The following is a 17186-nucleotide window of genomic DNA, read 5'->3' as shown; positions in this document are numbered from 1 at the left end:
AGTGAACTAATAAAAAGTAATAGTATTTTAAAAGCAATTACTTCAGCGCAATCTCAATTTATTGCTAACACACTTCCTCAAGTTTTATTTAATGACTTATTAGAAAATCTGCTAATTTTGACAGACAGTGAATATGGTTTTATTGGAGAAATTAGTTACAATCAGCAAAAGGAATATTGTCTAAAAGAAACTTACATGAAGTTGAGAGGAAAACCCTCTATAAAAATCCATTCTCTAACGAATATTTTCTGGAATAAAGAAACTAAGCAATTTTATAATGAAAATGCCCCCCATAACATGAAATTTCATAACTTAAAAACCTTACTTGAAGCAGTTATCACCACGGGAAAACCAGTCATTTCCAATCATTCTAGTAAGGATCATAGACAAGAAAGTTTACTTGAAAGTCATCCTTCTCTTGATGCTTTTTTAGGACTCCCTTTTTATCATAATAATAAATTAATAGGAATGGTGGGAGTTGCCAACCGTCCACAAGGATATGATGATAATTTAGTTGAATACTTACAACCTTTTTTAACCACTTGTGCTAATTTAATTAAAGCCTATCGTAATAATAGAAGTCGTCAACAAGCAGAACGAGAAAAAGAAGCCAGTGAAAATAAATTACAAGCCTTATTAACCTATTCCTCTGATATTGTTTCAATTTTCGACAAAGAAGGAAAGCTAATCTATAATTCTCCGACGGCTGAAAAAATTTATGGCTTTTCCCTCGAAGAAATGCAGCAAATGAGAACTTTTGATTTAATTCATCCAGATGATCGCGCTAGGGTAGGAAATAGCTTTTCTCAGCTACTTGATCATCCCCAAGAAATCATTACAGTTCAGTATCGATATCAAACAAAAAGTAATGAATATATATGGATAGAAACAGTAGCTAGTAATCAACTCCACAATCCTAATATTAAAGGAATTGTAGCCAATTCTCGGAATATTAGCGAACGAAAACAAGCAGAAAAAGCCTTAAGAGAAAGTGAACAAAAATTTCGCCAAATTGCAGAAAATATTCGTGAAGTATTTTGGATTATTGATATTTCTAAAACCGATCCTAGCTATCAAAACCTTACCTATGCTAGTCCTACCTGTAAAAAAATTTGGGGCTACAGTCCAGACTATATGTACGAAAACCCAACCAAATGGATAGAATCGATTCACCCTGATGATCGTGATCGAATTAAAAGGGATTTTTGGCAAAAATTACTTGAAGGGGAATTTGACTATCAATATCGCATTATTCGGTCTGATGGAACTCAACGCTGGATTAGGGACAGGGGGTTTACTATACAAAATCAATCGGGAGACTTGGTTCGTGTCGCTGGATTAGCTCAAGATATCACAGAACAAAAAAAGAGAGAACAAGAGATTAAACGCTTAAATGAACAATTAGAGGAACGGGTAAGTCAACGAACGGCAGAATTAGAAATGTTATTAAATACTCTTCCTGACTTTGTATTTGTGGTAGAACCGGAGACAATGAAACTGTTGTTTTGTAATCAAGTCTTTGCCAAAGGTATCGGCTTTGATCACCATAAACAGGTGCAAGGTAAAACAATTTTTGACTGTTTTAACCCTGAAATAGCTGATTATTTTGCTCAGCAAAATCAACAAGTGTTTGACTCAGGAGAAACGCTCCACCTTGAGGAAATTATTACTTTACCCGACGGCGATCACTATTTTGACACTTATAAAGTCCCCCTAAAAAACTCCCACGGAGAGGTTTACGCACTTCTAGCAACCTCCCGTGACGTGACTGAGTTGGTGAAGACCAAGCAAGTATTAATAGAACAAACCACTCAACTAGAAGCTACCAATCAAGAATTAGACTCTTTTTGTTATTCTGTTTCTCATGATCTGCGTGCGCCGTTGCGACATATTCATGGGTTTGTCAATGCTTTAAAACCAAGACTCTTCAATAGTGATGTCAAAGACGATCCCAAGGTCATACATTATTTAGATGTGATCGAAAAAAGTAGTCAAAAAATGGGTCGTTTAATCGATGGGTTACTCACCTTGTCGCGGGTAGGAAGACGGGAGTTAGTGTTTCATGAGGTTAATCTTAATGCTGTAGTGAAAACTGCTATTGATCTGGTTTGTTCTGAAGGGATCAATATTGAATTTAAGATAGGACAATTACCCACAGTCTTAGGGGATTCCGCCTTATTACAACAAGTGTTTATTAATTTAATCCAGAATAGCGTTAAGTTTAGTCAGGGACAGAATCCGATTCAAATTGAGGTCGATTGTTTAGAAGACGGCACTCTTTTTGTGGCTGATAATGGAGTCGGTTTTGATATGAAATATGCGGAGCAACTATTCGGTGCATTTCAACGATTACACTCACAAAAAGAGTTTGAAGGAACAGGAATTGGCCTTTCTATTGTTCAACGGATTATTCATCGTCATGGTGGACGTATTTGGGCCCGGAGTGGGGTAGGAGAAGGGGCGACTTTTTATTTTAAATTAAACTAATGTGCCTCCCCAGTTAACCCATCTGATCAACAATATTATGATTAATTAACAGAAAAAATGAAATTAACACAATTGCCAGAAACTACTCTTTCTAAAATAAAAACTGTCCGTTGGGATCGAATCATTGAGAAGCATGAAGGACCAGAAGATTGGGCATCAGTTTTTAGATACTCTGAACCTGAGTTTATGCAAATAGAAGGACGTTGGGTATTGCTTCATGTGGATAGTTCAAGTCACGATAACATTACCATTTTACGGACGATTTGGAGTGAGGATAGTAATACTAGATCCGTTTTAGATAGTATAGTATTAAGTCTTGAAGCAGGGAGCAGGGAGCAGGGAGCAGGGAGCAGGGAGCGGGGAGAAAAAATGTTACTCTACTAAAATAAGCGGATTTGGTATAACTCTGTTACCTTGTTTCTCAAAGATACCACTTACGATGATGATCCCTTCTTTTCTGGTTTTTTGGCTGTCTGCGACCGCTTAGTCGAAGAGGACTTTTATGTGGCAATTGTTTACCATGAATGGTTCATTATTGACAACACAAGGATATTTTATAAAAGATGATATTGATAATTTTCTAACTTGAGACTGAACACAAATCAATTTAATCTCTGTAGCGACATTCTTGATCGGTAACTTGATAAGGACATTCTAAGTAAAGGAGTTGTCCTGTGCGATCATCAGCCCGACAATTAACCCACCCATCATTGTTAGCATCAATTCCTTCGCAGTCAATAGCCTTAAGACTATATCCTCTGGCGAATAATCTTAGTTGCTTTTCTGCCGTTTGCCGAATTTGACGGCTTTCTGGATTTTCTGAGAGGTTATAAAAAGCAATAATGAAAATTACGGTGATAATAATCACCGCAATTAACAGGTTAATCGGTTTAAAGAAAGATCCTAGATTTTCCTTAGAGTTATTCACCGTAACACCGATAAGAATCCAATTCTCTTAATAAAGAAAAAGCTGCACTTTCTGATTTTGCGATGGGTTGGAGACAATCAATAACATTAGATAATTGATCCCCTGTGGTTGGACTTTCTAATAAGGGAACATTCGGAAATACTTGAGAAAATGCCTTAATTCTTTCTCTGGTTTTCCAAGGAAGGGGAATTAACTTTTTTCTTTTCATTGCTCTAAAACCTTTGAATGATGAGGATATTCGTATACATTAGATGAATAAGATTGACAAGAATTAAAGGGGATTTTTTGATCAGTCAAAAAAGTTGAAACAGCTAAAGAAACAACTTCATTAAATCCTAACGGAGCATGGTTTTCAATAAAGTTTGTGAGCAAAATATAGGTTTCTTCTGGGATTTCAACTTCAAAAGCAATAGAAGTTTTCATGTTTTTTCCTGCAAAACTAACAACAAAATCAAGAAAATCGGTATTATTTTATTTTTTTAAAGCATAATTTTGAATTAGCAGCAATCTAACAATAGTTTCTTAAGGTTAGCATTTTTTTAACCTATTTAGAGTTTAGAAAAGTTAATAAACTAAAATCATAATAACCATCAGTAGACGCATTTATTAATTTAGAAATTACATCAGACTTATGTATATTAACATAGGATGCAAAAAAAGTGATTAGGATTTTTTAAACAAGCATTAACTTAATACTTTTCCCCATCAATTGCCAGAAGTCTATTATTTGGTTTTTTGTTGTTGAAAAGTTAGATTAACTTGTGGAAAAGTCAGGAAAACTTGTGGAAAACATTTATGAGGTTGTGAAAAGATTTTGGAAAATCTACAATGAAAATTTTGCTTAAGAAGATGAATGACTTTTATAAAACTTTTGTATGTCTCTAATGGAGAATAAAGCCTGAAAATTTAACCTCTGACTTTGATAAAACTCAGCCCCTCCTTGTTCCCTATCAATTAGGGCAATAATCGTGTTAACGATGTAACCAACGGCCTGTAATCGTTCCACAGCTAACATGGCTGACTTACCTGTTGTGACCACATCCTCTAAAACCACCACTGTTGATCCTGGGGAAAGAGTTGGCCCTTCAATATAAGCTTGCGTTCCATGGCCTTTTGCTTCTTTGCGGATAATTAAAGCAGGAATGGGACAATTTTCGTAAGCTGACACCACACTAACCGCGCTGACGATAGGATCAGCCCCCAAGGTTAACCCGGCAACCCCTTGAGTGTTAGGGGGTAACATGGACAGTAATAAACGACCAATGGCCAAAGCCCCTTGAGCTTTTAAGGTTACCTGTTTTCCGTTGATATAGTAACTACTTTTTTGACCAGAAGAGAGGGTAAAGTCTCCTTCTTGATAAGCTAATTTAACGAATAACTCTAAAAGATAGGTACGCAAGGCCGATAAATCTGCAGTCGCAACGGAAATCATAGAACAAGTCTCACAGGTGACAATAATAATGATAAAACTTAATGAACAAAATTACTATCGGGTCTAACTAGGTAGGAGGAGATGAATTTGTGACGCTCCTCCGTCATTATCAAGTAAAGAGTAGTTTCATCGTATTTTACAGCGAATTGTCGTGGCTGATGAACCAGTTTTGATAGAGTCTCAAACAGTATCCGTCTTAGTGAGCGACCTTATTGAAAAATTTTCAAATTTAGTTTATCTTACCTTATATTAAGAAGTTGTTTAGATTAGTCTTAATTATTTATTAAAAGATCATCAATACTAAACTTACTATTAAGCTGCTAAGTATCTTCTTTGTAGTCATTTTTGTTGTTCCTTAACCTTATTTTTTCTATCTTCAAAATAGCTTACAGTCATCGTATTAAATTAAATACGAGACAGCTGATTTTTGGCGATAATTTTAGTTGATTGAGTAATTCAAAATTGAATGGAATAGTCAAAAATGATGAATTTTTCCAGAGTCCTTATTATGGGAGCAACATTGATTATTTTAGTTACTTCCACCTATTTTATTTTTGATTGGAATCGAATGCAAAAAACGGAGCAATACATCCGTAGTAAAACAGCTATCAACTTTATTTTAATAGGACTTATTTTTCTCAATATTTTGTGCCTTTTAGAAGGAGTCAGACAAATTTTTCTGTTTAATTCAAATCTTGATACTCTCGCACTCACTAAATTGCTTAATTATAATCGTGTTTATAAAGCTTCGATTTATATTAGTAGCGGATTGGTTATTATTGGGTTTTCTCAACTTCTAAAAAAATCTTTGTTCAAACTGAGACAAATCGCTAATCAATTAAATAAGTTAGAACAATCTTGGTATCAAAATCAATTAAGATATCAAGCAATCACAGAAACACAAACGGAGTTAATTTGTCGTTTCGATTCTGATAGAATATTAACCTTCATCAATGATGCTTATTGTCATTATTTTAATCGAACAAAAGAAGAATTAGAAAATAGCTCTTTTTTAGAGACTATTTTTAATGAAGATCAAGAGAAAGTTTGTCAAGTTTTAGATTCGATTAATCCTCATAATCTTATTGTAACCCATGAATATCGGGTAATGAATCATCAAGAAGACATACGCTGGCATCAGTGGATTAATCGAGGTATTTTTGACGAAAACGGCCAATTAACCGAAATTCAAGCAGTTGGCAGAGATATTACGTTACTTAAAGAAGCAGAGGCAAAACTTCAGCAATTAAATTTAGACTTGGATAATAGAGTTAAAGAAAGAACAAAGCAATTAGAAGCTAAAATTCAAGAAAAAATTAAAATAGAAACGGAACTAAAGCAAAGCAAAGAAAGTTTTCAAAAAGCGATTATTAATGCTCCTTTACCCATTATGATTCATGCGGAAGATGGAGAAATTCTACAAATCAATGATATCTTTACAGAATTAACTGGTTATACTCATGATGAGATTCCAACCATAGATACTTGGCTAGAAAAAGCCTACGGAAAACGTCAAAATATTATTCGTCCTGTGATTAATCATCTTTATGATTTAGAGACAAAAATTGATGAAGGGGAATTTGTGATTGATACCTCTGACGAAAAACAAAAAATTTTAAATTTCAATTCAGCCCCTTTAGAACAACTATCCGACGGCAGACGAGTCGTAATATCAATGGCAATTGATGTTACCGAACGGAAAAAAGCTGAAGAAAAATTACGTCATAATGCTCTACACGACACTTTAACAAAATTACCCAATCGACTCTTATTTATTGATCGATTAAACCAATCCATTGAACGCATTAAACGGCATCCAACCTATTCTTTTGCTGTTCTTTTTATTGATCTTGATCGCTTTAAACTGATTAATGATAGTCTGGGTCATATTATAGGCGATCGCGTTCTCATACAAATTGCAACTAAACTGACAAGTTGTGTTCGTTCTCTTGATACAGTTGCTCGTATTGGTGGAGACGAATTTATTATTTTATTAAATGATTTAGAGTCAAAAATCAAAGCTATTCATATTGCTGAGCGTATTCTTGAAACTCTGAAACTTCCCATAATTATCGAACAAAGAAATATTGTTATTAGTGCCAGTATTGGTATTGCTTTTAATAGTCAAAATAATGAAGAAGCTGATGACATTATTAGAAATGCTGATTTAGCTATGTATAAAGCTAAGGAACAAGGAAAAGCTCGTTATATGATTTTTGATTCTGTTATGTATGCTCAAGCCCAGAAACGACTTGAGTTGGAAACAAATTTAAGAATCGGCTTAGAGAAGCAAGAATTTATTGTTTATTATCAACCAATCATTTCACTCGTAGATAAAAAGTTGGTGGGTTTTGAAGCTTTGGTTAGATGGCAACATCCGCAAAAAGGGTTAATTCCTCCCAATGAATTTATTCCTGTTTCTGAAGATACAAAATTAATTATTCCCATCGGCGAATGGGTCTTATTGGAATCTTGTCGTCAATTAGCTACATGGCAACAAAAATACCCAGAGTGTTCAATGCTTAAAATGAGCATTAACCTTTCAATTAAACAGTTGAAAAATAACACATTTGTCTCAAAAATAGAAAAAATACTTGATCAAACTGGATTGAATGGTAATTCTCTAAAACTTGAGATTACTGAAAGCATTTTGATGGAAAATATTTTGGAATTAAGAGACATTTTAAGACAAATTAAATCCTTAGGTATTGAGTTAAGTATTGATGATTTTGGAACCGGCTATTCTTCTCTGAGTTATCTCCACAATTTGCCCGTAGATAATTTGAAAATTGATCGCTCATTTGTGATTGAAATGAATCAAAGTGAAGGAAATTATCGAATTATTGAAACTATCATAACCTTGGCTCATCAATTAGGTCTGAGTGTGATTGCTGAAGGGATAGAAACGGAACAAGATTTGCAAACATTGCGAGATTTACAATGTGAATTTGGACAAGGATATTTATTTTCTAAACCCTTACCTAGCCAAGCAATAGAAAGCACCAATTTTAGATATGAATAAGTAGGTAGACATATTTATTTGTTTGGGTAGTCTTTACAAATTAACTGACAGAAGTTACCTAAAATTTTGTTGACTTTTCAGTATAGTGAGTTGTTTTTTTAATATAACTTCATAAAAGGTAAAGAGAATTGTTTTAAGGTCAATCTTCAGACCGCAACAGAAAAATTAGCTAAAATACGGGTGGTCATGACTGCATCCATTGACTTTGGCTTATCAACAAACATGACCGAGTTTTACCTAAAATTAATTGTGAGGAGATGCAACAACAATGTATAAACCCTTATTACCTGCTTTAATTGTGGGGTCGGTGTTAGTCAGTAACGCGAGTTACGCTGAGCCTATGATCGAGACGGCTCAACAAACCCAACAAGTTATACCAAACGATAACATCCCTACTCAAAATTATGATTATCAAACGATTTTAGAGCAACTCAGTAGTATTCAACAATTAAGAGACGTTTCTCCAACAGATTGGTCTTATCAGGCTCTCAGAAATTTAGTAGAGAATTATGGCTGTATTGTGGGTTATCCTGATCGCACGTATCGAGGCGATCGCGCCCTGACTCGGAATGAGTTTGCAGCCGGGTTAAATGCTTGTATGGAACAACTAGAAAGGCGTTTACTCGAAGCTCGTAACCTGGGAACAGCAGCTTATCAAAATACTAATCCTGCGGTTCAAGCCATTCCTGAAGAACGAGGAGAGCATTTTACCCACGTTATTGATCGGGCTTTTTATAATGAAAGTTTACGGTTTTACGATAACACCGATATGTTTGGCCAAATGAATAAGATTTTTGGCTGGCGATATGCGCCGGGATCTTTCTTTGATAACACCATTGCTAATGATGCGAAAACCATTGAAGCGGTGTTATGGGATGGACTCAGACAACAAACCGCCGGTCCCAGGATCCGCACCCCAGACATCGTAAACCCCTTTAACTCCTCTTTAACAGGGAATCCGGATTATATTCGTACCACACCTGGAACCCTACGCGATCGCCAATTTGATCAACAACAAATTCCGATTATGCCTTAATAATCGTTGACGGGGGATAGGGTGAACAGAAGAAGACAATTTTATTTCTAACTGTTCCCGACTCCCCAAATTTTCAAAGAAGTGAGAAGTCATACTAAATATATGACTGAAAAGGGATAACGAATAACTGTTTTAAGAGCTTTTTTCTAACATTCAATTATAAATAAATGATTAAGTAGCCTGTCCCAGAAAAACCCTTGTTGTTAGATAGAAATGTAAGTTAAGATCCTGTCATAACGCTCCAAATTCAACAGTAATAAAATGTTACCTAAAAGCACCAAAGCCGAACATTGTCCTTAAATTGTTTTGATAAAAATTGGTTAAGACATAACCCTTAAACACCAATTGACAAGGTTAACGTATATGCAAGCAGCGAATGGCAACTCTAAAGTTAATCATGGTAAAGTCCTTGCCATTCGTAGTAGCGTGGTTGATATTTACTTTGAAGAAAAATTACCTGATTTATACAGTCAATTACAGGCAGGGGAAGAAGGAGAAATAATTATTGAAGTGGTTAACCATTTAGATGCTCATACTGTGCGAGGCATTGGTATAACCCCAATTTCTGGGTTAGCCAGAGGGTCACGGGTAATCAACTTAGGAAAACCGTTGCAAGTTCCTGTTGGAAAGCAAACCTTGGGTAGAGTGTTTAATGTTTTTGGGGAGACTATTGACGGTAAAGAAGCCATAACCGAGGCAAACTGGCGATCAATTCATCAAGTACCCTTACCCCTACAACAACGGTCTACCACTTCAGATATTTTAGCCACCGGCATCAAAGCTATCGATATCCTAACCCCCATCGAACAAGGAGGCAAAGCAGGACTATTTGGGGGTGCGGGAGTGGGTAAAACAGTGTTAATCACAGAAATGATTCACAATATGGTGAGTCAATATCAAGGAATCAGTTTATTTTGTGGCATTGGAGAACGAAACCGAGAAGCAGAAGAATTATATCGAGAAATGCAAGACGCAGGGGTTCTAGACAATACGATCATGCTCTTTGGTCAAATGGACGAACCCCCAGGAGCGCGGTTTCGAGTGGGTCATGCGGCCTTGACGATGGCTGAGTATTTTCGAGATGAACTGAAACAGGATGTCTTGTTACTGATGGATAATATTTTTCGCTTCATCCAAGCAGGACAAGAAGTATCAGGTTTAATGGGACGGTTGCCCTCACGAGTGGGTTATCAACCTACCCTAGGCACAGAATTAGCCGAACTCGAAGAACGCATTACCAACACCGCCACAGGGTCTATTACTTCAGTTCAAGCGGTTTATGTGCCGGCAGATGATTTTACAGATCCGGCTGCCGTCCAAACCTTTGGTCATTTATCTGCTTCAATTGTGTTATCCCGTAAACGAGCGAGTGAAGGGTTATATCCCGCCATTGACCCGTTACAGTCGGGATCAAAAATGCTTTCACCCACCATTGTCGGCGAGAGACATTACAACATTGCCCAAGGGATCAAAAGTACCTTGGCCAGTTACGAAGATTTAAAAGATATTATTGCTATGTTAGGGATGGAAGAACTCTCAGAAAGCGATCGCGCAACGGTAGCTAGGGCCCGTCGCTTAGAAAGATTTTTAACTCAACCGTTTTTTAGTACGGAACAGTTTACTGGGAAACAAGGAAAATTAGTCAGTTTAGAGGATGCTTTAGAGGGGTGTGAACGCATTCTTAATGATGAATTTGCTGACTATTCTGAAAGTTCTTTATATATGTTGGGTTCCATTGACGAAGTACAAAAAAAGCAAAAGGAGGCAGAAAAAGATGAAACTTAAGGTCTTAATTCCTAATAAGGTCTTTTTAGTTGAAGAGGTCGAACAAGTGAATGCAGAAGCCAAAAACGGCGCATTTGGGCTTCTGAGTAACCATATTGACTTTGTAACCGCCTTAACTCCAAGTATTTTATCTTATCGTTCTTTGCAGGGGGAGGAGGTGTTTATGGCCATTGACGAAGGCATTTTAGTCAAATGTGGGCAAACGGTGATGGTTTCTACAGGAAGAGCGGTGAAAGATGCCAATTTAGACCGTTTACATCAAACCGTTGCCGAAGAATTTCTTCAACTCAACGAACAGCAAAAAATGACCCGTACCGCGATCGCTAGATTAGAGTCCGGGTTAGCCAGAGGTATTGTAGAAATAGGGAGAGAAGGCGGTGAATAGACCTCGAAACGAGCATCAAAAAAGACAAGGAACCTTTCAACAAGCAGTGAAAGATAAAGCCGATCGCAAAATGACTGCTCGAAAAGAAGGCGATCGTACCATTTGGTATGGTCTGGGTATGTTTGGCATTGTAGGTTGGTCTGTGGCTATTCCTACCCTTATTGGTATTGCTGTGGGTATTTGGTTGGATGCTATTTTGAATGATCCCTATTCTTGGACATTAATGATGTTATTTTTTGGGGTGATCATTGGTTGCCTTAATGCTTGGTATTGGGTACAACGGGAAAGTCGAGATGAATGAAAGGTTAAGCTGTTAAGCATCTAAATCCCTAATTGAGATTGAAGGGGAGCAGGGAGAAAGCGTTTTTACATTTGTATTAAATAAGCCATGATCAATACACAACAGCTTAACCAATTAATAATTATCTGTTTGACAATTTAATGAGGAGAAAATGAGGATGATAGGCTTTTTATTAGAGAATTTAATTCCTTTTATTTTTGGCATAATGTTAGGAGCTTTTTACTTTAGTAGTCTTTGGATTACAGTGCGACAACTGCCAACAACAGTTTTTCCAGTACGTTTATTTATTGGTAGTTTTCTCGGTCGTATTCTTGTGACTCTATTTGGTTTTTATCTCATCATGGATGGACAGTGGCAACGAATATTAATTTGTTTAGGAGGATTTATATTAGCAAGAATTATATTAACTAACGTTTTGAAACCTAAATTATCCAACTCTGATCTTAAACTATAAATTCAGACTTTTAACTTCTAACTTTTGATTTTTGAGTTTTCAAATGGATATTACCCCTGACAGTATTATTTATTGGCAATGGCAATGGATTAATCTTAACGCCACTATTGTTTTTACTTGGTTAGTAATGCTAATTTTGGTGTTAGGATCTTGGCTAATTACTCGAACCTTATCCATTGAACCCCCTCTATCTCGTTGGCAAGTTGCCCTAGAAATTATTATTGAACAAATTAGTCAACAAATTCGAGATGCTAGTCAACAAAAAGCAGATCAATTTTTACCTTTTATTGGCACATTATTCTTATTTATTACCATGGCCAATTTATTAACAATTTTTCCAGTTTATCAATCTCCTGCTGGTTCTTTGTCTACCACCGCAGCCTTAGCCTTATGTGTGTTTGTCGCTGTTCCTATTTATGGCATTAAAAATGTTGGTGTTACTAACTATTTACGTCATTATATTCAACCGACTCCTGTGATGTTGCCGTTTAATTTGATCAGTGAAATATCTCGTACTGTTTCTCTGGCTATTCGTCTGTTTGGAAATATTATGAGTACCAGTTTATTAGTGGCTATTTTAATTTCAATTGTTCCTTTATTTTTCCCTGCTGTGATGACATTATTTGGTTTATTAGTGGGAGTTATTCAAGCCTATGTTTTTACTATTTTAGCGATGGTTTATATTGCATCAGGTATGAATATTCAACAACGTAAAACAGGGAATAATCAATCATAAAAGAAAAGATTTCACTACCAAAATAAGGAGATTTTTATATGGACAATCTAGGTTTAACTGGTATCGTTTCCATTATTACCGCAGGATTAACCATTGCTATTGGTTCCGTTGCTCCTGCTATTGGAGAAGGGTTAGCCTTAGCGAATGCCTTACGAGCTTTAGCACAACAACCCGATAAAGCGAATACGATTACTCGCACTTTATTTGTAGGTTTAGCCTTAGTAGAATCAACAGCTATTTATTGTTTTGTTGTTTCGATGATTTTAATTTTTGCTAATCCTTTTTGGAATTATTTTGTACAAAATGCAGGAGGTTAACTCGTGCTAATTGACTGGTTTACCATTGTTGCTCAAATTATTAATTTTCTAATTTTAGTTTTTTTACTGAATCGTTTTTTATATAAACCGATTGTAAAAACAATTAAAGCTCGTCAAAAGGAAATTGAAAATCGTTGGCAAGCAGCAGAAAAAGAAAAAGAATCTGCTAAAACTGAGGCAAATTCTTATCAAAAAAAACAACATGAATTAGAAGAAAAACAACATGAGATAATGACTCATGCCCAAACTAAAGCAGATGAAAAATATCATGATTTAGTAGAAGAAGCGCGTCAAGATATTGAACAAAAACGCAAGACTTGGCAAGAATCACTAGAACGAGAAAAAGCTCAATTTTTTGATAGGTTTCAAGAAAAAATTGTGCAGCAAATTTACAAAATGACTGGTCATGCTTTAGGAGACTTAGCTAATGCTTCTTTAGAACAACAAATGATTAATCAATTTATTCATCGTCTCGAAAATTTATCAGAAAAAGAGCGAGAAAATTTAGCCAACTCTGCCCAAACAATAGAGAATAGTTTAATCATTCGTAGTCATTTTGAAATTCCCCCTGAAAGTCGCGATCGCCTTTTAACTTTACTCCAGCAAACTCATATTTATCAAGGCAATAACGTACAATTTATGACCAATTCTGACTTAATTTGTGGCATTGAACTACAAGCCAGCGATTATAAAATTGCTTGGAATTTAAAGGACTATGTAGAAGGTTTAGATATCGATAAAAATTAATTTCAATTAATGATATTTAGTGGCAAAATTTTACAAAAAATGCCAAACTTAAAATAGTGTTTATTTGACTCCTTATCATGGCAAATCTCAATATCTCTTTATCGGATACCATGGGTGAATTTATTGAGCAACAGCTTCAAGCGAAGGGTTATAGTAGTGCCAATGAATATATTATTCATCTTATCCGTCAAGAACAAGAAAAAGAAGCACAAAACCAAATAGAAAATTTATTACTTGAAGGATTAAACAGTGGAGAACCCATCGAAATGACAGAAGAATGGTGGAAAAATAAACGCCAAGAAGTAATCAACCGTATAAACCAGGGTTAATCATGGTTTTACGTATTTTTATTTCACCAAAAGCCACCAGAGATTTAGATAATATATCTGATTATCTTGCTCAAAATAATCCCGATGTTGCCTTGCGATTTTTTGACACTACTCGGCAAACTATCGCAAAATTAGCCCAAACGCCTTACCTTGGGAGTCTTTATTTTTCCAATAATTCACAACTAGAAGGACTTAGAAAATGGAAAGTAAAAGGCTTTGATAAATATTTAATTTTTTATCTTATTGAAAATGAACAATTAATAATTATAAGAATTCTTCATGTTTCTCGCAATATTCGGAAAATTTTTAATCAAGAAAATTAAATTGATGAATGTAAAATAAACAATGGAAAAAACCTTAAAAACCGTTCTTGAAAATACCATTACTCAGCTTGATAAAAAATTAAACAACTATCAAGCCAAAATTCAACCACAAGAAATTGGGATTCTGAAATCGATTGATCAAGGAGTCGCTAAAGTTATCGGTTTACCCAACGTTAAAGCCGATGAATTAGTGCGTTTTCCAGGGGATATTTTAGGGATTGCTTTCAACTTAGACGTAGACGAATTAGGGGTTATTTTATTAGGAAATAGCGAACATTTAGAAGCTGGTCAAGAAGTTAAACGAACGGGGAAAATTGTACAAATTCCCGTAGGAGAAGCGTTACTTGGACGCATTGTTGACGGTTTAGGTCGTCCTTTAGATAATAAAGGAACCATCTCCACTCAAACTCAATTTCCTATCGAACGAAAAGCACCTCCTTTTATCCATCGTGCGCCGGTTACGGTTCCCCTACAAACAGGTTTAAAAGTCGTTGATGCGTTAATTCCTGTTGGACGAGGACAGCGAGAACTAATTATCGGCGATCGCCAAATTGGCAAAACGGCGATCGCAGTGGATACCATATTAAATCAAAAGGATAAGGATGTTATTTGTATTTATTGCGCCATTGGTCAACGTACGTCTGCTGTAGCCAAGGTTATCGAACAATTACGGCAAGCAGATGCTCTAGACTATTCTATCGTTGTCGTAGCCGATGGAGAAGATCCCCCCGGTTTGCAATATATTACCCCTTATGCGGCCACGTCTATCGGGGAGTATTTTATGGAACGGGGACGGGATGTTTTAATTGTCTATGATGATTTAACCCGTCATGCTTGGGCATATCGAGAGCTTTCTCTCTTATTGCGTCGTCCTCCAGGAAGAGAAGCCTATCCCGGCGATATTTTTTACATTCACTCTCGATTACTTGAACGATCTACCCATCTTCGAGAAGAATGGGGCGGCGGTTCTTTAACGGCTTTACCTATTATCGAAACCCAAGCTCAAAGCATTTCTGCTTACATTCCGACTAATTTAATTTCTATCACAGACGGTCAAATTTATCTGTCTCCAGACCTTTATCAAAAAGGCATTTTACCCCCGGTTTCTGTGGGAAAATCAGTGTCACGAGTGGGCGGAAAAACCCAATTACGGGCCTATGGAGAAGTAGCCGGAGATTTACGCTTATCCTATTCTCAATTCCAAGAAGTGGAAGTCTTTGCCCGTTTTGGTACGCAATTAGATGAAGATACCCGACAAACCTTAGAAAGAGGCAGACGAGTGCGAGAAATCCTCAAACAACCTCAATCTCAACCTTTTTCCGTTGCTGAACAAATTGCTGTTTTATTTGCCATCAATGAAGGGATTTTAGATAATGTCCCCTTAGAAAATATCCGAGAAGCAGAAAGGAAAATTTGTCAGATGGTAACAGAAAAACTACCCGACATTTGTGACAAAATTCAATCGGGAGAATCTTTGAGTGAAGCAGATAAAGAGACGTTATTGCATCAATTAGTCAACACTATCAATGTAAGCTTTTAATGTTGTTGGGTTTTTCTACAAGATTAAAATTACATTAATGATGTGATCAGATAGTTAATAATTCTCTTAAAAGAAGAACTATTCATTATCAAATAAACTTTCGATTTTTAAAGAACGTTATGCTTTGTTAGCTTTCTTCTGAGCTAATTTACGTTTGAAACCTGTTCCGAAAGCTACTGCGGTTCCGGTTCCAAGGATGGTTAGTGGTTCTGGTACTACCCCAAATCCATTTTCGCGAATTGCTGTAATTTCTGATGAGGATAAAGCTTCGTCATAAACAAAAACGTTATCAATCAATCCTGTTACAAATTGAGGACAACAAGGGTTTTTTCCGATCAAAAAGAATGAATTAGAAAAATCAAAGTTGGTTGAATTGCTAGAAACGACTTGATCATTAACATAAAAATCAAGAGAAGTCGTATTCTCATCATATACAACAGCTAGAAATGTCCAATCTTCGACTGTAGGTGTTATTCCCGACGACAAGACACCATTTCCAGTAAAAGTTGACCACGTATTGCCACCACCACCACGATTATCAATCACAATGGCACGATCAAAACCTCCATTATCTCCAGTCAGAATAGTCTGAACAGAATCAGTAAATCAGTAGTAGTTGGTTTAACCCAAGCACCCCATGTCATTTGAGGTAACACACTGGGGTTAGGATCGATTGTTGATTGTAGATATGCTCCCCCACTAAAAGTAGCAGCACCTCCTTCATAACCTTGAGATTCAAATAAAGCCCCAAAATTAGTTGCATTATTTCCAGAACCACTCGTATCTATTCCTAGATTATTTTGATCATTAGACATCTCCAAAAATCTATAACCTAGTTACAGCAATAGAAACAGGTGTATTGGACTCGAAGTAAAAAATTGTCCTGAAAACGAATTAATAAGGATTTGAAGAGACTAAATCTAATTTAGACATAAAACTATGGTTCATTCTAACGTCAATTATTTCTCCAGATGTACAGGATTTTATTACTTCTAAAATTAGGGAACTAATTCTCAAGCGGACTAATCCGCAAACTGTTAATAAAACCGATTTATATCTATTTTTGTGTAAGCGAAATCTCTCCTCTCTTGAACTACTTTAAATACTTTGACTATTCTAATTAAATGCTCTACAAAAATTCGATTAGATGATAAAGCTTTATTTTCTTCTATTTGATTTTCTGTTAATTCTCCATTTTTCGCTCTTTTATGCGGAGTCGTAATTTGAGTTTCTCCAATGTAGGCTTTGTCCCCACTAAAAGTTTGATTTATCTTAAATTTATTTAAAGTTGCCTACATATTTTTATGTCACTTATTGGTCCAGGTTTCCAATAACTACATCAACAATATCCTCAGCTTTTGGTA

21 protein-coding genes are annotated in these 17186 nt (G+C 35.9%); 14 read left to right on the top strand and 7 right to left on the bottom strand.

Annotated elements, in window-relative coordinates; all coding sequences use genetic code 11:
* Positions 1-2487 (top strand): PAS domain S-box protein (locus CY0110_RS25440; protein WP_008278506.1); only part of this gene is annotated, 2487 nt, incomplete at its 5' end.
* A gap of 72 nt (positions 2488-2559) precedes the next feature.
* Positions 2560-2871, top strand: coding sequence for a hypothetical protein (locus CY0110_RS31210; protein WP_232285814.1), 312 nt, complete (start codon positions 2560-2562; stop codon positions 2869-2871).
* Positions 2872-3094: 223 nt separating this feature from the next.
* Here the strand turns inward: CY0110_RS31210 and CY0110_RS25430 are convergent, their stop codons facing one another.
* The 4 genes from CY0110_RS25430 to pyrE all read right to left on the bottom strand — a co-directional run bounded on the left by CY0110_RS25430 (position 3095) and on the right by pyrE (position 4847).
* Positions 3095-3415: a hypothetical protein gene (locus CY0110_RS25430; protein WP_008278504.1), complete on the bottom strand. Its 321-nt coding sequence runs from the start codon at positions 3413-3415 to the stop codon at positions 3095-3097.
* Entirely contained in the window at positions 3408-3623 is a 216-nt protein-coding gene (locus CY0110_RS25425; RefSeq protein ID WP_008278503.1) for a hypothetical protein, read from the bottom strand. The genes CY0110_RS25430 and CY0110_RS25425 overlap by 8 nt, the downstream gene beginning before the upstream one ends.
* Positions 3620-3838: a DUF2811 domain-containing protein gene (locus CY0110_RS25420; protein WP_008278502.1), complete on the bottom strand. Its 219-nt coding sequence runs from the start codon at positions 3836-3838 to the stop codon at positions 3620-3622. The genes CY0110_RS25425 and CY0110_RS25420 overlap by 4 nt, the downstream gene beginning before the upstream one ends.
* Before the next feature lie 418 nt (positions 3839-4256).
* The gene (gene pyrE, locus CY0110_RS25415; RefSeq protein ID WP_008278501.1) at positions 4257-4847 is read right to left on the bottom strand and encodes an orotate phosphoribosyltransferase; all 591 of its coding nucleotides are present in this window, start codon (positions 4845-4847) and stop codon (positions 4257-4259) included.
* A gap of 481 nt (positions 4848-5328) precedes the next feature.
* Between pyrE and CY0110_RS25410 the strand changes: the two genes are divergently transcribed.
* From CY0110_RS25410 to CY0110_RS25355, 12 genes are all read left to right on the top strand, one after another.
* Positions 5329-7869, top strand: coding sequence for a sensor domain-containing protein (locus tag CY0110_RS25410; protein ID WP_083794118.1), 2541 nt, complete (start codon positions 5329-5331; stop codon positions 7867-7869).
* Positions 7870-8137: 268 nt separating this feature from the next.
* Complete coding sequence (locus CY0110_RS25405; RefSeq protein WP_008278499.1) at positions 8138-8905, top strand: iron uptake porin; 768 nt, start codon at positions 8138-8140, stop codon at positions 8903-8905.
* Positions 8906-9268: 363 nt separating this feature from the next.
* Complete coding sequence (gene atpD / locus CY0110_RS25400) at positions 9269-10690, top strand: F0F1 ATP synthase subunit beta (protein WP_008278498.1); 1422 nt, start codon at positions 9269-9271, stop codon at positions 10688-10690.
* Positions 10680-11075 carry a F0F1 ATP synthase subunit epsilon gene (locus CY0110_RS25395; protein WP_008278497.1) on the top strand — a complete coding sequence of 132 codons (396 nt, stop codon included), beginning with the start codon at positions 10680-10682 and terminating at the stop codon, positions 11073-11075. The genes atpD and CY0110_RS25395 overlap by 11 nt, the downstream gene beginning before the upstream one ends.
* Positions 11068-11376, top strand: coding sequence for an AtpZ/AtpI family protein (locus CY0110_RS25390; RefSeq protein ID WP_008278496.1), 309 nt, complete (start codon positions 11068-11070; stop codon positions 11374-11376). Before CY0110_RS25395 ends, CY0110_RS25390 begins: the two co-directional genes overlap by 8 nt.
* Before the next feature lie 157 nt (positions 11377-11533).
* A complete protein-coding gene (locus tag CY0110_RS25385; RefSeq protein WP_008278495.1) occupies positions 11534-11830 on the top strand; it encodes an ATP synthase subunit I in 297 nt (98 codons plus the stop codon).
* A gap of 43 nt (positions 11831-11873) precedes the next feature.
* Positions 11874-12566 (top strand): F0F1 ATP synthase subunit A, encoded by a 693-nt coding sequence (locus CY0110_RS25380; RefSeq protein WP_008278494.1) that lies wholly within the window; start codon positions 11874-11876, stop codon positions 12564-12566.
* Positions 12567-12604: 38 nt separating this feature from the next.
* On the top strand, positions 12605-12883 hold the full coding sequence (locus CY0110_RS25375) for a F0F1 ATP synthase subunit C (protein WP_008278493.1): 279 nt from the start codon (positions 12605-12607) through the stop codon (positions 12881-12883).
* Between the two features lie 3 nt (positions 12884-12886).
* Positions 12887-13630, top strand: coding sequence for a F0F1 ATP synthase subunit B (locus tag CY0110_RS25370; protein WP_008278492.1), 744 nt, complete (start codon positions 12887-12889; stop codon positions 13628-13630).
* 77 nt (positions 13631-13707) lie between these two features.
* Positions 13708-13959 (top strand): ribbon-helix-helix domain-containing protein, encoded by a 252-nt coding sequence (locus CY0110_RS25365; RefSeq protein WP_008278491.1) that lies wholly within the window; start codon positions 13708-13710, stop codon positions 13957-13959.
* A 2-nt stretch (positions 13960-13961) separates the two neighbouring features.
* Positions 13962-14282, top strand: a complete 321-nt coding sequence (locus CY0110_RS25360) for a type II toxin-antitoxin system RelE/ParE family toxin (protein ID WP_008278490.1) — start codon at positions 13962-13964, stop codon at positions 14280-14282.
* A gap of 22 nt (positions 14283-14304) precedes the next feature.
* The gene (locus CY0110_RS25355) at positions 14305-15822 is read left to right on the top strand and encodes an alternate F1F0 ATPase, F1 subunit alpha (RefSeq protein ID WP_008278489.1); all 1518 of its coding nucleotides are present in this window, start codon (positions 14305-14307) and stop codon (positions 15820-15822) included.
* A gap of 117 nt (positions 15823-15939) precedes the next feature.
* On the opposite strand, the gene CY0110_RS30190 is transcribed toward CY0110_RS25355, so the two are convergent.
* The 3 genes from CY0110_RS30190 to CY0110_RS31205 all read right to left on the bottom strand — a co-directional run bounded on the left by CY0110_RS30190 (position 15940) and on the right by CY0110_RS31205 (position 17045).
* Positions 15940-16404 carry a PEP-CTERM sorting domain-containing protein gene (locus tag CY0110_RS30190; protein ID WP_071943944.1) on the bottom strand — a complete coding sequence of 155 codons (465 nt, stop codon included), beginning with the start codon at positions 16402-16404 and terminating at the stop codon, positions 15940-15942.
* Complete coding sequence (locus tag CY0110_RS25345; RefSeq protein WP_008278487.1) at positions 16401-16637, bottom strand: hypothetical protein; 237 nt, start codon at positions 16635-16637, stop codon at positions 16401-16403. The genes CY0110_RS30190 and CY0110_RS25345 overlap by 4 nt, the downstream gene beginning before the upstream one ends.
* A 222-nt stretch (positions 16638-16859) precedes the next feature.
* Complete coding sequence (locus tag CY0110_RS31205; RefSeq protein WP_232285815.1) at positions 16860-17045, bottom strand: transposase family protein; 186 nt, start codon at positions 17043-17045, stop codon at positions 16860-16862.
* Positions 17046-17186 lie beyond the last annotated feature (141 nt).

This window comes from Crocosphaera chwakensis CCY0110 (assembly GCF_000169335.1).
In the GTDB taxonomy this organism is placed as follows: domain Bacteria; phylum Cyanobacteriota; class Cyanobacteriia; order Cyanobacteriales; family Microcystaceae; genus Crocosphaera; species Crocosphaera chwakensis.
This window is presented reverse-complemented; position numbering and strand designations above follow the sequence as displayed.

Excerpts from the sequence above, each read along its gene's own strand:
- CY0110_RS25395 (WP_008278497.1), top strand. The coding sequence starts at position 10,680 with ATGAAACTTAAGGTCTTAATTCCTAATAAGGTCTTTTTAGTTGAAGAG.
- CY0110_RS25425 (WP_008278503.1), bottom strand. The coding sequence starts at position 3,623 with ATGAAAAGAAAAAAGTTAATTCCCCTTCCTTGGAAAACCAGAGAAAGA.
- CY0110_RS25405 (WP_008278499.1), top strand. The coding sequence starts at position 8,138 with ATGTATAAACCCTTATTACCTGCTTTAATTGTGGGGTCGGTGTTAGTC.
- CY0110_RS25345 (WP_008278487.1), bottom strand. The coding sequence starts at position 16,637 with ATGTCTAATGATCAAAATAATCTAGGAATAGATACGAGTGGTTCTGGA.
- CY0110_RS25410 (WP_083794118.1), top strand. The coding sequence starts at position 5,329 with ATGATGAATTTTTCCAGAGTCCTTATTATGGGAGCAACATTGATTATT.
- CY0110_RS25420 (WP_008278502.1), bottom strand. The coding sequence starts at position 3,838 with ATGAAAACTTCTATTGCTTTTGAAGTTGAAATCCCAGAAGAAACCTAT.
- CY0110_RS25355 (WP_008278489.1), top strand. The coding sequence starts at position 14,305 with ATGGAAAAAACCTTAAAAACCGTTCTTGAAAATACCATTACTCAGCTT.
- CY0110_RS25380 (WP_008278494.1), top strand. The coding sequence starts at position 11,874 with ATGGATATTACCCCTGACAGTATTATTTATTGGCAATGGCAATGGATT.
- CY0110_RS25360 (WP_008278490.1), top strand. The coding sequence starts at position 13,962 with ATGGTTTTACGTATTTTTATTTCACCAAAAGCCACCAGAGATTTAGAT.
- CY0110_RS25375 (WP_008278493.1), top strand. The coding sequence starts at position 12,605 with ATGGACAATCTAGGTTTAACTGGTATCGTTTCCATTATTACCGCAGGA.
- pyrE (WP_008278501.1), bottom strand. The coding sequence starts at position 4,847 with ATGATTTCCGTTGCGACTGCAGATTTATCGGCCTTGCGTACCTATCTT.
- CY0110_RS25365 (WP_008278491.1), top strand. The coding sequence starts at position 13,708 with ATGGCAAATCTCAATATCTCTTTATCGGATACCATGGGTGAATTTATT.
- atpD (WP_008278498.1), top strand. The coding sequence starts at position 9,269 with ATGCAAGCAGCGAATGGCAACTCTAAAGTTAATCATGGTAAAGTCCTT.
- CY0110_RS25385 (WP_008278495.1), top strand. The coding sequence starts at position 11,534 with ATGATAGGCTTTTTATTAGAGAATTTAATTCCTTTTATTTTTGGCATA.